Source organism: Candidatus Pelagibacter sp. HTCC7211, from assembly GCF_000155895.1.
GTDB lineage: Bacteria > Pseudomonadota > Alphaproteobacteria > Pelagibacterales > Pelagibacteraceae > Pelagibacter.
This window is the reverse complement of record NZ_DS995298.1, coordinates 1,153,485-1,168,788: the sequence shown is the minus strand read 5'-3', so window position 1 is coordinate 1,168,788 and position 15,304 is coordinate 1,153,485. Positions and strand designations below refer to the sequence as shown.

Genomic DNA, 15,304 nt, shown 5'->3' with positions numbered 1-15,304 from the left:
TATGACTAATATTATAAATGAAAAAAAAACATGTTGTGGTCCTGGATATGCTAGTCCAGCAGATGCAATAAAAGCACCAAGTGAAAAACTTTTATATACAATAGCAATTTACACAGGTACTGGAATTCAGAAACCAGATTATCTAGCAACTATTGATGTAGATCCAGACAGTCCCACATATTCAAAAGTTATTCACCGACTTGAAATGCCAGGTATAGGAGATGAATTGCATCATATGGGATGGAATGCTTGTTCTTCATGTCATGGTGATGAAGGTATGAGTAGAAAATACCTTTTAGTACCAGGTGTAAGATCTAATAATATTCATGTAATTGATACTGCAACAGACCCATTTGCACCTAGAATTCATAAAATTATTGAAGGTTCAGAAATTAAATCTAAAACTAATTTATCAGGCCCCCATACAGTCCACTGTTTAGGCTCTGAAATAATTATTTCTTTTTTAGGCAATGCAAGAGGTGAAGCACCAGGTGGATATTTACATTTAAACAAAGATTTTGAAATTGTAGGAAGATGGGAAAATTCTATGGGGGATATCCCATTTAGTTATGATTTTTGGTATCAGCCACGACACAACGTCATGGTAAGTTCAGAGTGGGCAGCACCCAATACATTTATGCCAGGTTTTGATTTAGAAGAAGTTGGTCATTTAAAATATGGACGTAGATTACATATCTGGGATTTTAAAAAAAAAGAACCAGTTGAAACAATGTATCTAGGAGAAGACGGTTTAATACCATTGGAAGTTAAATTTATGCACAACCCTGATAGTAGTCATGGTTTTTGTGGAGCAGCTCTAAGCGCAAATGTAATTCATTTTTGGAAATCTAAAGAAGGAAAATGGGAATGGGAAAAAATCATAGACGTAGAAAATGAACCACATCCGGATTGGCCAATTCCAGTACCTGGAGTTATGTCTGCCATCCTTGTATCAATGGATGATAAATATCTTTATCTTAACAATTGGTTACATGGAGATATGAGACAGTATGATATTTCAGATCCTCATAACCCAAAGTTAACAGGACAAGTTTGGATGGGTGGTCTTTTAGGTAAAGCACCCGTTGTTAATGGTGTGAAGATTGCTGGTGGTCCACAAATGTATCAGTTATCGTTAGATGGTAAACGCATGTATGTCACAACTTCATTGTTTTCTACTTGGGACAATCAATTCTATCCTGAAATACGTACACAAGGTGGAGCTATGATAATGATAGATTGTGATGTTGAAAATGGTGGTATGAAAATAAATAAAGATTTTATAGTAGATTTTGGAAAAGAACCAAACGGTCCAAGCAGGTGTCACGAAAGTAGGTACCCAGGTGGAGATTGTACAAGTGATATTTGGCTTTAATGCAGATCACAATCGCAAATCGAGGGAATAGTGTTTATAAAGTTTCTGGACGAATGTCTTTACTTCAAGAATTAAGAGAACAAGGCGTGGATTTACCTTACGGTTGTCAATACGGAGGATGTATTACTTGCGCAGCTAAATTAATTGAAGGTGAAATAGATCAGCGTTCACAAGTGGCACTTAATAATCGTCAAATAAATAATGGATATATAATCTTATGTGTTGCAAGACCAAAAACAGATTGTACTATTGAAATTGGAGTTGAAAGTCATGATAAACTTTATAGAAATCCTTTTCTTGACCCACTTGCACCGCATGAGCTAAAAGCTGATATTGCTACTCAAAAAAATAAAAAAAAATAACACTTATGAATCATAAAGAGCCTTACTCAGATGAATACTTAAGAAATATACTTAGTTCAGTAAAAACAATTGCAATGGTTGGAGCTAGCCCTGATAAAACAAAATTTAGCTATGGTGTATTAAGAGTTTTGCATGAAACAGGTTATGATATGATTCCAGTGAATCCGCGCCCTGGTATAACAGAGATAAGAGGTTTAAAAGTTTACCCAGATTTAAAAGCAATCGATAGACCTGTAGATATGGTAGAAGTTTTTAGAAAACCTGAAGATCTTTATGGTATTGCAGAAGAAGCTATTAATATTAATGCTAAAGTTTTATGGGGACAAATTGGTGTTATTAATCATGATGCTGCAAAATTAGCAGAAGATGCTGGACTTAAAGTAGTAATGAACAGATGTCCTAAAATTGAGCTATTTAGACCATTCTGGAAACCTAGACTTGATCTTAAAATTTAAGTTATTGTAAAATAAGATCAATAACATCATGAAAAAAATATTTAAATTTTTAGACGATACTTTTTTAGATTTAGGTCGTCAGTTTAAATGGACTTATCTTCCACCATTAATGGTTTATTTAGCAGCAGGAATTTCCGGACTTACCGGTATTGTAGGAACTTTTTTTGTTAAAGATTATTTAAATTTATCAGCTGCATTTTTAGCAGGCTTAGGATTTTGGGCTGGAATTCCATGGGCTTTAAAAATGCCCTTAGGTCATTTAGTTGATCTTATCTGGGACAGAAAAAATTACATGGTTTATGTGGGTGCATCCTTAATAGCCATAAGTTTATTAATTATGTATGGTCTAATCATACATACAGAAGACATGGTTCAAATATTTTCTGTAGAGACTTGGTTTGTACTTAGTGTGCTTTTAGCTCCAGTTGGATATGTAGTTCAAGATGTTGTTGCTGATGCAATGACAGTTGAAGCAGTTCCCTTGAATGACGATCAAGGAAATGACTACAGTAAAGATCAAATCAAAACAATGCATACAACAATGCAGACATTAGGTCGTTTTGCAATAATTGGTGGTACAGTTCTAGTTGCTTTAGTGAATGTAATTTTATTCAGAGATGTAGAAAATTTAGATCAAGCGAATAAAATTCAACTATATGGCTCTATTTATATTTATGCTTTAGTTATTCCACTTGTTTCTATTCTAGGTGTTGGATTAGCAAAATATTTAAAAAATAAAAAAATTAAAATTTTAAGATTAAAAGGTTTAGATTTTAAAGATGAAAGAGGCTCAGAAAAAACAAAAATAAATTGGTGGATATTAGGTGGTAGTTTAATATTTGTTGTTTTTACATTATCAATTGGGTCTTTCAAAGTTCCATTTGCACAAGAAATCGTTTTTATTGGTTCTGTAATAATAATCTTATTTTTAATGTTCAAACTTATTAAAGAATTACCTGAAAACTTGAGGTTAACAATTGTTGGAACTGCTGTAATTATATTTATATTTAGAGCGATGCCAGGTCCTGGCCCAGGACTTTCTTGGTTTGAAATAGATGTACTTAAATTTAATGAACAATTCTTTTCAGTTTTATCTCTGTTAGCATCCATCTTAACTCTTGCTGGTATTGTTTTGCTTAGACCATTTATGGCTAACAATTCAATTGCTAAAATAATAGTTATTTTAAGTATTGCAGGATCTATTTTATTTTTACCAAGTATTGGAATGTATTATGGTTTTCATAATTGGACATCATCTTTAACGAATGGTGTTGTAGATGCAAAATTTATTGCAATCATAAACACCGCGTTAGAGTCGCCTTTAGGACAGGTATCCATGATACCATTGTTAGCTTGGATAGCAAAAAATGCTCCATCTCATCTTAAAGCAACTTTTTTTGCAGTTTTTGCTTCATTCACAAATCTTGCACTTTCTGCGAGCGCTTTGTTAACTAAATATTTAAATCACATATTTGTAGTTACAAGAGAAGTTAAAGACAAATTTAGTGGAAAGATTCAAACCACAGCAGATTATTCTGAATTAGGTATCTTGTTAATTGTTGTGACAGTATTAACTTTGATTTTACCAATTTTATTTGTATTTATAATTAATAATAGCAAGTACAAAACCTCAGAATAATTCAAAAAATTTAAAATTAAAAAGTTGGTGAAAATATATGAAAAAGATTTTTTTAGTTTATGGTCATTATAATGACAAATCTTTTAATGCTGCAATAAGAGATACTTTTATCAAAACAGCTGAAAATAATGGCAACAAAGTTGATGCTGTAGATTTGTATAAAGAAAAATTTGATCCTGTATTCGCTGGCGAAGAAGCGGGTGAAGAAGTTTTAAATCACCGCAAAAGAATTGAGGAATGTGATACGATTGTTTTAATAGCACCAATTTGGAATTTTAGAATGCCAGCAATTGTTGAAGGTTGGATCGATAAAGTCTTAGCCCCACCTTGGGCTTTTACATTCAAGCAGTTATGGGGAAATTATGGATACCCAATTGGAAACTTAAGAAAAAAAAGAGCTATTATTTTTTGTACTTATGGATCTCCACGTTTAGCAATTACAACTTTTTTTTTAAACCTACCCATTAGAAGGTTAAAAAGAGGAGTATTTCATATGTGTGGCATATATAACATTGTCTATAGAAGATATTTTGCGGTACCATTTGTAAGTGATGCAAAAAGACAAAAGTTTCTAGATGATGTTAAAAACACTGCAAATAATATTTAAAGTTTTAATATTAGTATTAATCTCAATATCAATTTCTAAAGCAGAGCTATTAAAGCCCAACAATCAAATCAAACCTGATGAAGTTGTTAAGATTCAATTGTCAGGGCTTCAAAAAAATGACTCAAATTTTAAGGATAGTGGTATTGAGCAAACTTGGAATTTCGCTCACCCAAATAATAAGAAAGTGACAGGACCTTTACCTAATTTTAAAAGAATGCTTAAGGGGGACTCTTACCAAATGATGATTGATCATTTAAGTCACACAATAACTAAGCTTGGAAGTAGTGATAATTGGGCTCAATTTGAAGTAATTATTTTAGATAAGAATAAGATTTACCATAAGTTTAATTGGCAAGTAGAAAAATATACAGAAGATGGTGAGCTTATGAACTGTTGGTTGACTACAATGGTGTCAAATCCTATCCCGCTTGGCAGTTCAATTTAATTATCCACATATATAATTTTGTTTCGTTATTTCAAAAAATTTAGTAGTAATCGCTGATGAAGACAAAAACTAAAGTTGTAGTAGTCGGGGGTGGAGTAGTAGGTGTCAGTGCGCTTTACCATTTAGCAAAAAAAGGATGGTCAGATGTAGTCCTTGTAGAACGTAAAGAGTTAACTTCAGGTTCGACATGGCACGCAGCAGGATTGCTACCGTTGTTTAATATGAGTTATTCTGTTGGACAACTTCATAAATACGCTGTTGATCTTTATAAAAAATTAGAAGAGGAAACGGGTCAAAATGTAGGCTTTAGCGTTGTATCTAATATTCGATTAGCAAGTACCAAAGATAGAATGGATGAATACCATCAATACGCTGGTGTTGCACAAACAATAGGCGTTGATGTAAAATTTTTAACACCTCAACAAGTTAAAGAAATTTGGCCTCTATGTCATACAGATGATTTAGTTGGTGCAATCCAACACCCAGAGGATGGATATATTCAACCAGCTGACTTAACACAAGCAATGGCTACAGGTGCAAGAAACATGGGTGCTGAGATTTATAGAAATACAACTGTACTTTCTATGAAACAAACTAAAGATGGTTGGGTAGTTGAAACTGATAAAGGATCAATAGAGTGTGAACATGTTATTTCTTGTTCAGGAAATTTTGCAAGACAAACTGGTGAAATGGTTGGTTTAGATATTCCGGTAATACCTGTTGAACATCAATACATTGTTACAGAACCACATCCTGAAATTCAAAAAAGAAAAAAAGATGGTTTACCTGAGATGGGAGTTTTGAGAGATAGTGATAGCAGATGGTATATGAGAGAAGAGGCAGGTGGATTAATTTTAGGTCCATATGAAGATGGTGCACCTGCATGTTATGTTGAAGGACCTTCAAAAAATTCTGAATACGAATTATTCCAAGAAGATTTAGATAGGTTAGCCCCACATATTGAAGGCGCAATTCACCGAGTTCCTGCATTTGGTGAAGTAGGAGTAAAAAAAGTTTATAACGGTGCAATCTGTTATACACCAGATGGTAACCCAATAGTTGGACCAGCTTGGGGATTAAAAAATTTTTGGATTAATGAGGGTCATAGTTTTGGAATAACAGCAGCAGGAGGTGCTGGTTGGCAATTAGCTGAGTGGATTGTAGATGGTGAACCAACTATTGATATGTTAGGAGTTGAGCCAAGACGTTACGGAAATTATGCTACAAAATCTTATCTAAAAGCAAAAAATGAGGAGGCTTATAGCCATGTATTTATTACTCACTATCCTGACGAAGAGAGACCAGCAGCAAGGCCATTGAGAACAGCGCCATGTTATGAGAGGATGAAAAATCTTGGAGCAGTATTTGGACAAAAATTTGGTTGGGAGAGGCCCAATTTTTTTGCAACTGATGGGATGGAACAAAAAGATGATTGGTCTTTTAGACGATCTAAATGGTTCGATGCAATTAAAAAAGAGTGTGAGAATGTAAAGAAAAATGTTGGGTTATTAGATATGACCGCATTTGCAAAATGTAGAATAAAAGGACCTAAATCAGAAGAGTTTTTAGATTATTTGGTTGCAAATAAACTGCCAAAAAAAATAGGTAGAATTAATTTATGTCATGCTCTTAATACAAAAGGTGGTGTTCACTCTGAATTCACAATTATGAAGGAAGCAGAGAATAGTTATTACTTGGTATCTGCAGGATCCAATTTAAGACTAGATCATGATTGGATACAAAAATGGATGCCAACAGATGGATCAGTTATATTTGAAGATTTAACAAACAGTACGGGTGTACTAGTGGTAGCTGGACCAAAAGCAAGAGAATTGATGCAAAAAGTTTCAACAGACGATTTTTCAAATGAAAATTTTAAATGGTTAACTGCAAAAAAAGTTGATGTAGGCTATGCACCAGTAAATGCAATGAGAGTAAATTTTGTTGGAGAGTTAGGCTGGGAGTTGCATCATCCAATTGAATATCAAAATCATATATTTGATAAACTAATGGCAGAAGGAAATGATTTAGGTATTAAACCTTTCGGCATAAGAGCAATGAATAGTCTAAGATTAGAAAAATCATACAAACTAGTTGGTACAGAATTATCTATTGAGTATTCACCTTATGAGTCCGGTTTAGATAGGTTTGTTCACCCTAATAAAGGAAATTTCATAGGTTTAGAAGCTCTTAACAAGTGGAGAGAAAAAGGATTTGATAATAAACTGGTAACTTTAGAGGTCCATAACACAAAAGACGCTGATGTTTTAGGAAATAACCCTATATATAAAGACAACAAAGTAGTTGGAAGAGCAACTGGTGGAGAATTTGGTTTTAGATTAGATAAGTCAATAGCTTTAGCTATGGTTAAGCCAGATTGTTCTAATGTGGGCGACAAATTACAAGTTGATATTTTAGGTGAAATGTACGACGCTACAGTATTAGACGAGAGTCCTTATGATTCTGAAAATAAATTATTGAGAGCTTAATGAAAATACTAGTCGCTGTTAAAAGAGTAATTGATTACAACGTTCAAATTAGAGTGAAAGAAGATGGTAGTGGTATCGTCACTGAAAATGTTAAAATGTCTACTAATCCACCAGATGATAATGCAATTGAAGAGGCTGTTAAAATTAAAGAGTCTGGTAAAGCTACTGAGGTAATAGCTGTTACAGTCGGAGAAGAAAAAGCTCAAGAGACTGTCAGAAAAGCTTTAGCTGTTGGTGCAGACAGAGGCATACATATCAAAGCTGATAATAACATAGAACCTTTAGCAGTTTCAAAAATTTTACAAAAAATTGTAGAAAAAGAAAAACCTGACTTAGTATTTATGGGCAAACAAGCAATAGATGATGATTGTAACCAAACTGGTCAAATGTTAAGTGCTTTATTAGATTGGCCACAAGCTACATTTGCATCAAAAATAAATGTAGAAGAAGGAAAATTAAAAGTTACAAGAGAAATTGATGAAGGTTTAGAAACTATTGAAATAAATACTCCTGCAATAGTAACTTGCGATTTAAGATTAAATGAACCTAGATATGCTTCTTTACCCAATATTATGAAAGCAAAGAAAAAACCTATAGAGCAATTAATTGCTTCTGATTTAGGTATAGATATTAATCCAAGAGTTCAACAAATAAAAGTAGAAGAACCTCCTCAACGTAAAGCAGGTATTAAAGTAGCAAGTGTTGCAGAATTAGTTCAAAAATTAAAAAATGAGGCAAAAGTAATATAATGTCAGTATTATTAATAGCAGAACATAATAATAAAGAATTAAAAGCTTTTACTTTAAATGCTGTAACTGCCGCTTCCCAGATTGATAGCGATGTTCACGCTTTAGTTATTGGTAATAGTTGTGGAGATGCTGCAAAAGCAGCTTCTGAATTACCTCTTGTAAAAAAAGTAATTACAGTTGATGCTCCCCATTACGAAAATTTTATAGCTGAAAATTTTGCACCTGTAATAATAAAACTTGCAGAAAGCTACTCACACATTGTTTGTTCAGCCAATACATTTGGAAAAAATTTAATGCCACGTGTTGCTGCTAAATTAGATACTTCACAAATAAGTGATATTACCAAAGTTGAGTCGGCAGATACTTTTGTAAGACCAATTTATGCTGGAAATGCTTTTGCAACAGTTAAAAGCACAGATCCTAAGAAATGTGTAACTATTAGACCAACTTCTTTTGAGGCTTGCGCAAGTTCAGGTGGTTCTGCACCAGTAGAAAATATTGATGCAGATGCAGAGTTTTCTTTAACAAAATTTGTAAATAGGGAAGAAATCAAATCAGATAGACCAGAACTTGGTACAGCTAGAATAGTTGTCTCTGGCGGTCGGGGAATGCAAAATGGAGATAATTTTAAATTGATTACAGCAATAGCAGACAAATTAAATGCTGCAATTGGTGCATCTAGGGCAGCTGTAGATGCTGGATATATAAGCAATGATCATCAAGTAGGTCAAACTGGAAAAGTTGTAGTTCCAGATCTTTACATTGCAGTTGGAATATCAGGGGCAATTCAGCATTTAGCTGGAATGAAAGAAAGTAAAGTGATTGTTGCTATTAATAAAGATGGTGAAGCACCAATTTTTAGTGTCGCAGATTATGGTTTAGAAGCAGATTTATTCGAGGCTCTTCCACAGTTTTTAGAAGAACTGAACAAATTAAACACTATACAAAAATAATTCTTAAAGATAAAAATATCACATGGGTAGAGAGTCGATGGAGTATGATGTGGTTATTATTGGAGGTGGTCCTTCAGGTTTAGCTACAGCAATTAAATTAAAACAACTAGACTCAGATTTAAATGTTTGCTTACTTGAGAAAGCTTCTGAAATTGGAGCTCATATTCTCAGTGGAAATGTTTTTGAAACAAAAGCATTAGATGAACTATTGCCAAATTGGAAAGAACTTAACTCACCGATTAAAACAAAAGTTTCAAAAGAAAAATTTTTATTTTTAGGAAAAACCAAGTCATTGAGTTGGCCTACGTGGTTACTTCCTGCAGTTCAGCAAAACCATAATAACTATATTATTAGTTTAGCAAATTTATGTAGATGGCTTGCAGAACAAGCAGAATTACTAGGTGTTGAAATTTTTCCAGGGTTTCCAGCAAGTGAAATTTTATACAATGATGATGGTTCAGTTAAAGGTGTTGCAACACAAGATATGGGAATAGATAAAGAAGGGAATCAAAAAGATAGTTTTGAACCTGGGATAGAATTATTAGGCAAGGTTACAGTGTTTGCAGAAGGATGCAGGGGTCATTTAGGAAAGCAATTAATTGAGAAATTTAATCTCTCAGAAGGGAAAGATCCACAACAATACGGAATTGGTTTTAAAGAAATTTGGGAAGTGGAAGAAAAAAACCATGAAGAGGGAACGGTAATGCATACTGCAGGTTGGCCTTTAGATAATAATACCTATGGTGGTAGTTTTATGTATCATGCAGAAAATAAACAAGTTTTTTTAGGTTACGTGATTGGATTAGATTATAAAAATCCTCACCTTTCACCATATGATGAATTTCAAAGATTTAAAACTCATCCAGCCATTAGAAAGATAATTTCTGGAGGAAAAAGAATTTCATATGGTGCCAGAGCATTAATTGAAGGTGGGCTTCAAAGTTTACCTAAAATGTATATGCCAGGTGCATTGTTGGTAGGGTGTGATGCTGGAACCTTAAATATGCCTAAGATAAAAGGTTCACATACTGCAATGAAAAGTGGAATAATTGCAGCTGAAACTATAATTGAAAATATTAAAGAAAATAAAGATTTATCTAATTATGAAGAAAAGTTTAAAAATAGCTGGGTATATAAAGAGCTTCATGCTGCAAGAAATGTCAAACCTAGTTTCAGTTGGGGTTTAATTCTTGGCATTATATTTACAGGTATTGACCAAATTTTATTTAAAGGAAAGTTACCATTTACCCTTAAACACAAACACGCAGACCATGAAACTTTAAAACCAGCAAATGAAATGCCTAAAATAGAATATCCAAAATATGATAACGTCATAACATTTGATAAAACCAGTTCCGTATATCTTACTGGAACTAACCATGAAGATAATCAACCGGTTCATTTAAAACTTAAGGATCCAAATTTACCAATTAGTTATACATTAGAAAAATTTGATGAGCCTGCACAAAGATATTGTCCAGCAGGTGTTTATGAGGTTCAAAAAGAAAATGATGTAAATAAATTTGTAATTAATTCTCAAAATTGTATTCACTGTAAAACTTGTGATATTAAAGAGCCTTCACAAAATATTACTTGGGTAACACCAGAGGGAAGTGGCGGTCCTAAATACGGTAATATGTAGATTAAGATAGATCTATTGCAAACTTTTTTAATTTTTCAATTGGCAAATGTTTAAGAGTATTTTTGTGAGTTCTCTTTAAAAATATTGGACAACCTTTTCCAGCCTCAACTGCTCTTGCATACCACATAGCACATACGCACCAACCATCTCCATCTTTTAAACCTGGGAATCCAAATTCAGGATGAGGAGTTATTAAATCATTACCTGCTTCTTTTAACCATTCTAAAAATTCAGTTGTTACTTTTGCACAAACTGTATGCACACCATGATCGTTTTCGTCAGTGTTGCAACATCCATCTCGATACCATCCAGTTAATGGATCATTGGAGCATTCTTCCAGATCTTCACCTAGAACATTTTTTTGTTTTTCACTCATTTAAATTTTTGTAGGATTTGGTTGTCCTTTATATACTTCTTCTGGATCAAATTTTTTTTCTTTTTCTAAAAATTCCATTTCAATTTTTCGACCATTATCAATTGGCCCCATTGGAATTGATCTATAAAAACAAGATCTATATCCTACATGACAACTTGCACCATCACCTATATCAACAGTCATCCATATTGAGTCTTGATCATCATCAATTCTGAGTTCAGTTACTTTTTGAGTAAATCCGCTGGTTTTACCTTTGTACCAAATAGCTTTCCTAGATCGACTGAAATAATGAGCTTCTTTAGTTTCAATAGTTTTTTTAAAAGCTTCAACGTTCATATATCCATGCATTAATATATCTTTTGTTTTAGAACACATGGTAATTACCGGTATAAGACCATCATTATCAAATTTAGGTGACAGAAGGTTTCCCTCTTCTATTTCTAAGACATTTTCTCTTTTTTTGAACATATTGGGTGATTATGTAGCATATATATGAATATATTAAATATTTTTAAAATTAAGTAATTACTGTATAAAAAGGCGCTATGAAATTAGTAAAAGACAATGATGGTAAAATTATAGATGCTAACCAAGTTTCAGATAAAGAAGCTGAAGATGCTTTCAGAACTATATTATCTTGGTTAGGTGAAGATCCCACAAGAGAGGGTCTATTAGAAACTCCTAAAAGGGTAATGAAAGCGTATAAAGAATATTTTGCAGGTTATAAAGTAGATCCGAATAAGATTTTAGATAAAACATTTGGGGATGTTGATGGATACGACGATATGGTGATACAAAAAAATATTTCTATTCAAAGTCATTGTGAACATCATATGGCACCAATTATTGGTAAAGCTCATGTGGCGTATATCCCAAAAGAGAGAGTTGTAGGTTTAAGTAAACTTGCGAGAGTTGTAGAAGTTTTTTCAAAAAGATTACAAACTCAAGAAAGATTAACAATGCAAGTTGCTAAAACTTTAATGGAATCTTTAGATGCTAAAGGTGTTGCTGTGACAATAGATTCAACACATCAATGTATGACCATGAGAGGAATTAAAAAAGAACAAGCGTCAACAGTTACAAATTATTATTTAGGACAATTTAAGGAAGATCTAAGTTATCAAAATCGATATCTAAGATTCATAAGTATTTCTAAAGATTAAAGTGTCAGATCAATTCAAAGCATTAATCATCAATCAAGAAGGCGAAAATTTTACAAGAGAAGTAAAATCCATTGATAAAAGCTTTTTAAAACATGGTGATGTAACTATCAAAGTAGATTATTCAGATCTTAATTTTAAAGATGGAATGATTTTAAAAAATGGTGGAAGATTAGTTAAAGAATTTCCTCATATTCCAGGTATTGATTTTGCAGGTACAGTTATAGAGAGTGAAAACTCAAAATTTAAAGAGGGTGATGAAGTAATTTTAACTGGATTTAGAGTGGGTGAAGTATTTTACGGAGGATACTCACAAATTGCAAAAGTAAACGCAGATTTTTTAGTTAAAAAACCTAAAGAATTAACGAGTAGACAAGCCATGACCTTAGGAACAGCTGGGTTTACTTCTTTAATGAGTGCTTTCGCAATTCAAGCAAGAGAAAGCATTTTATTAGGTGAAAAAGTAAATGATGTTTTGGTAACAGGTGCAACCGGTGGAGTTGGAAGTGTAGCTGTAATGGCTTTGACTAAATTAGGATACAATGTAACTGCAGTTACCGGTAAAGACTCAAAAGCAGATTACTTAAAATCATTAGGAGCAAAAAACGTTGTAAATAGGTCTGAATTTGACAAAGACCCAAGGTTAATTGACAAAGGTTTATGGGACGGCGTAGTTGATACAGTCGGTGGAAAAATCTTAGCAAATACAATTGTTCAAACAAAACCAAATGGAATAATTGCAGTATGTGGTAATGCGAATAATAACGAACTAAATACAAGTGTGATACCTTTTATGTTAAGAGGAATTAAACTCTGGGGAATGGACTCTGCAAATTGTGGTATAAAAAGAAGAGAGTTTATATGGTCAGAAGCTTCAAAATTAATTGATTTTGAATTACTAGAAAAATCAATTTTAACAGTTAGTTTAGATGAATTAATAGATACTTATCCTAAAATTTTAAAAGGAGAAATTTCTGGAAGAGTAATAGTAGATTTAAATAAATAATGGATTGGGACAAATTAAAAATTTTTCATGCAGTTGCTGAAGCTGGCAGTTTTACAAATGCCACGATTAATTTAAATCTTAGCCAATCAGCAATAAGTCGACAAATACAATCGCTTGAGCAAGATTTAAAAGTTCAATTATTTGAGAGACATGCAAGAGGATTAACTCTTACAGAAAATGGCGAGTATGTTTTTAAAACTGCACATGAGGTTATAAGTAAACTTAAAGAAGTTGAAACATCTTTAGGTGATCAAAAAAATAAACCAACTGGAAAATTAACAATTACAACAGTTAGAAGTTTTGGAACCCACTGGTTAACTCCAAGAATTCAAGAATTTATGAGGCTTAACCCTGAAATTGAAATTGAATTAGTTTTTGATGACAAAGAATTGGATTTAAGTACGCGACAAGCTGATATTGGTATTTTTATGAGACGACCAAAACAACTCAATTATATTCAAAAGAAATTAGTTGATATAAAATATTTTATTTATGGTTCAAATAAATATTTAGAAAAATTTGGAATGCCAAAAACTATTGGTGACTTAAATAAACATAAGTTTATTTCTTTTGGAAAAGGAGCACCATCTCCAGTTTATAATCCCGATTGGGCTTTGAAGCTTGGTATGCATGATGGAAAAAAAAGAAAATCAATTATGAAGGTAAATAGTGTAATGGGATTACTTTTGGCAGTAGAGTCTGGAGTAGGCCTTGCTGCTTTACCAGAATACTTGGTCTCAAATTCTAACAATGTAATTAAAGTCTTACCAAAATCAGAAGGTCCAATTACAGAGGCTCACTTTGTATATCCTCAATCGCTTAAAAATACTGCAAGAGTTCAAGCTTTTAGGAACTTTCTATTCAGCAAAATAGGTGATTGGAAATAATTATTTCAATTTTTAAATAATTGTAATTTATCGAAAAAATAGCTTTACAACTGCGACAATATATGCGATTGATAATCATTCGCAGTGCGAATAATTCTCATTCGCAAATCAATAAGGGTAAAGAAAGAGATACAATGAAAAAAATAACTACATTAGGAATAATTTTAACATTCTTTACTAATTTAAGTTTTGCAGCTGAAGTAAATGTTTTTAGTGCAAGACATTACGATTCTGACATTCAGCTTTATAAAAAATTTACAGAAAAAACTGGCATTAAGGTAAATGTGGTATCAGGAAAAGATAAAGCTCTTCAAAAAAGGATAACAGAAGAGGGTGCTGACTCTAAAGCAGACATTTATATTACAGCAGATGCAGGAAGATTAGGTGCATTTGATGCTAAAGGAATGTTTCAAAATTCAATGACTTCCAAAATCAAAGCTGCTGTTCCAAAAAACTTCAGATCTACTAACTGGACTGGAATAGCGAAGAGAGCGAGAATTATGTATTATTCTCCAGAAAGAGTTAATGCTAATGAATTGAATGGAATGACCTACGAAGGTCTTGCTGATCCTAAATGGAAAGGTAGAGTTGTTATAAGAAAATCAAATAATATTTACAATCAATCTCTTGTTGCATCATTAGTAAAAAATAATGGGAAAAAGGCTACTTGCGAATGGTCAAAAGGTGTTGTTGCTAACATGGCAAGAGACTCAAAAGGGAATGATAGGGCTCAAATATTAGCAGTTGCTGCTGGAGAAGCTGACCTAGCTGTAGCTAATACTTATTACTTAGCATTAATGTTATCTGGAAAAAAAGGAGCTGAACAACAAGCAGCAGCTAAAAAAGTATTACCGTTTTTTCCAAATCAAGGTGATAGAGGAACACACATGAATATTAGTGGTGGTGGAGTATTAAAAAATGCACCAAATCCAAAAAATGCAAAAAAACTTTTTGAGTTTTTATTAACTAAAGAAGCACAAGAACACATTGTTAATAATACATTTGAATATCCAATGATTGATGATGTTGAACCACATGATTTAGTAAAACAAATGGGTCTTGGTTTTAAACAAGACTTAAATACTAAAGTTGTTAATTATGGAAAAAATCAAGCAATAGCATTGGAATGCATGTTAGCAGCTAAGTGGAAGTAATTAAT

Annotated in this window: 16 protein-coding genes; 14 read left to right on the top strand and 2 right to left on the bottom strand. The window is 32.7% G+C overall.

Translation table 11 applies throughout. From position 1 onward, the window contains the following. Position 1 precedes the first annotated feature (1 nt). Genes PB7211_RS06315 through PB7211_RS06270 form a run of 10 tightly spaced genes read left to right on the top strand, consistent with a single transcriptional unit; the run spans position 2 to position 10,716 of the window. Positions 2 to 1,375 (top strand): selenium-binding family protein, encoded by a 1,374-nt coding sequence (locus PB7211_RS06315; protein WP_008545315.1) that lies wholly within the window; start codon positions 2 to 4, stop codon positions 1,373 to 1,375. Further along, a complete protein-coding gene (locus PB7211_RS06310) occupies positions 1,375 to 1,737 on the top strand; it encodes a 2Fe-2S iron-sulfur cluster-binding protein (protein ID WP_008544839.1) in 363 nt (120 codons plus the stop codon). The genes PB7211_RS06315 and PB7211_RS06310 overlap by 1 nt, the downstream gene beginning before the upstream one ends. A 5-nt stretch (positions 1,738 to 1,742) precedes the next feature. Continuing rightward, complete coding sequence (locus PB7211_RS06305) at positions 1,743 to 2,192, top strand: CoA-binding protein (protein ID WP_008544065.1); 450 nt, start codon at positions 1,743 to 1,745, stop codon at positions 2,190 to 2,192. A gap of 28 nt (positions 2,193 to 2,220) precedes the next feature. Further along, entirely contained in the window at positions 2,221 to 3,831 is a 1,611-nt protein-coding gene (locus PB7211_RS06300; RefSeq protein ID WP_008545623.1) for a membrane protein, read from the top strand. Positions 3,832 to 3,868: 37 nt separating this feature from the next. Continuing rightward, positions 3,869 to 4,438, top strand: a complete 570-nt coding sequence (locus PB7211_RS06295) for an NAD(P)H-dependent oxidoreductase (protein WP_008545848.1) — start codon at positions 3,869 to 3,871, stop codon at positions 4,436 to 4,438. After that, positions 4,407 to 4,883: a hypothetical protein gene (locus PB7211_RS06290; RefSeq protein WP_232208844.1), complete on the top strand. Its 477-nt coding sequence runs from the start codon at positions 4,407 to 4,409 to the stop codon at positions 4,881 to 4,883. The genes PB7211_RS06295 and PB7211_RS06290 overlap by 32 nt, the downstream gene beginning before the upstream one ends. 56 nt (positions 4,884 to 4,939) lie before the next feature. Continuing rightward, complete coding sequence (locus tag PB7211_RS06285; protein ID WP_008545129.1) at positions 4,940 to 7,372, top strand: GcvT family protein; 2,433 nt, start codon at positions 4,940 to 4,942, stop codon at positions 7,370 to 7,372. Beyond that, entirely contained in the window at positions 7,372 to 8,121 is a 750-nt protein-coding gene (locus PB7211_RS06280; protein ID WP_008545226.1) for an electron transfer flavoprotein subunit beta/FixA family protein, read from the top strand. The genes PB7211_RS06285 and PB7211_RS06280 overlap by 1 nt, the downstream gene beginning before the upstream one ends. Beyond that, positions 8,121 to 9,074: an electron transfer flavoprotein subunit alpha/FixB family protein gene (locus PB7211_RS06275; RefSeq protein ID WP_008544980.1), complete on the top strand. Its 954-nt coding sequence runs from the start codon at positions 8,121 to 8,123 to the stop codon at positions 9,072 to 9,074. Before PB7211_RS06280 ends, PB7211_RS06275 begins: the two co-directional genes overlap by 1 nt. 22 nt (positions 9,075 to 9,096) lie before the next feature. Next, positions 9,097 to 10,716, top strand: a complete 1,620-nt coding sequence (locus tag PB7211_RS06270) for an electron transfer flavoprotein-ubiquinone oxidoreductase (protein ID WP_008544406.1) — start codon at positions 9,097 to 9,099, stop codon at positions 10,714 to 10,716. A 1-nt stretch (position 10,717) separates the two neighbouring features. Here the strand turns inward: PB7211_RS06270 and PB7211_RS06265 are convergent, their stop codons facing one another. Together PB7211_RS06265 and hisI are read right to left on the bottom strand one after the other, a co-directional pair. Next, the gene (locus PB7211_RS06265) at positions 10,718 to 11,092 is read right to left on the bottom strand and encodes a DUF2237 family protein (protein ID WP_034399149.1); all 375 of its coding nucleotides are present in this window, start codon (positions 11,090 to 11,092) and stop codon (positions 10,718 to 10,720) included. Then, entirely contained in the window at positions 11,093 to 11,560 is a 468-nt protein-coding gene (gene hisI, locus PB7211_RS06260; RefSeq protein WP_008545562.1) for a phosphoribosyl-AMP cyclohydrolase, read from the bottom strand. 77 nt (positions 11,561 to 11,637) lie between these two features. On the opposite strand from hisI, the gene folE reads away from it, so the two are divergent. The 4 genes from folE to PB7211_RS06240 all read left to right on the top strand — a co-directional run bounded on the left by folE (position 11,638) and on the right by PB7211_RS06240 (position 15,299). Beyond that, the gene (gene folE / locus PB7211_RS06255) at positions 11,638 to 12,255 is read left to right on the top strand and encodes a GTP cyclohydrolase I FolE (protein ID WP_008544725.1); all 618 of its coding nucleotides are present in this window, start codon (positions 11,638 to 11,640) and stop codon (positions 12,253 to 12,255) included. A 1-nt stretch (position 12,256) separates the two neighbouring features. Further along, positions 12,257 to 13,258 (top strand): MDR family oxidoreductase, encoded by a 1,002-nt coding sequence (locus PB7211_RS06250; protein ID WP_008545893.1) that lies wholly within the window; start codon positions 12,257 to 12,259, stop codon positions 13,256 to 13,258. Continuing rightward, positions 13,258 to 14,145, top strand: a complete 888-nt coding sequence (locus tag PB7211_RS06245) for a LysR family transcriptional regulator (protein WP_008544776.1) — start codon at positions 13,258 to 13,260, stop codon at positions 14,143 to 14,145. The genes PB7211_RS06250 and PB7211_RS06245 overlap by 1 nt, the downstream gene beginning before the upstream one ends. 134 nt (positions 14,146 to 14,279) lie before the next feature. Then, positions 14,280 to 15,299, top strand: a complete 1,020-nt coding sequence (locus PB7211_RS06240; protein ID WP_008545849.1) for a Fe(3+) ABC transporter substrate-binding protein — start codon at positions 14,280 to 14,282, stop codon at positions 15,297 to 15,299. Positions 15,300 to 15,304 lie beyond the last annotated feature (5 nt).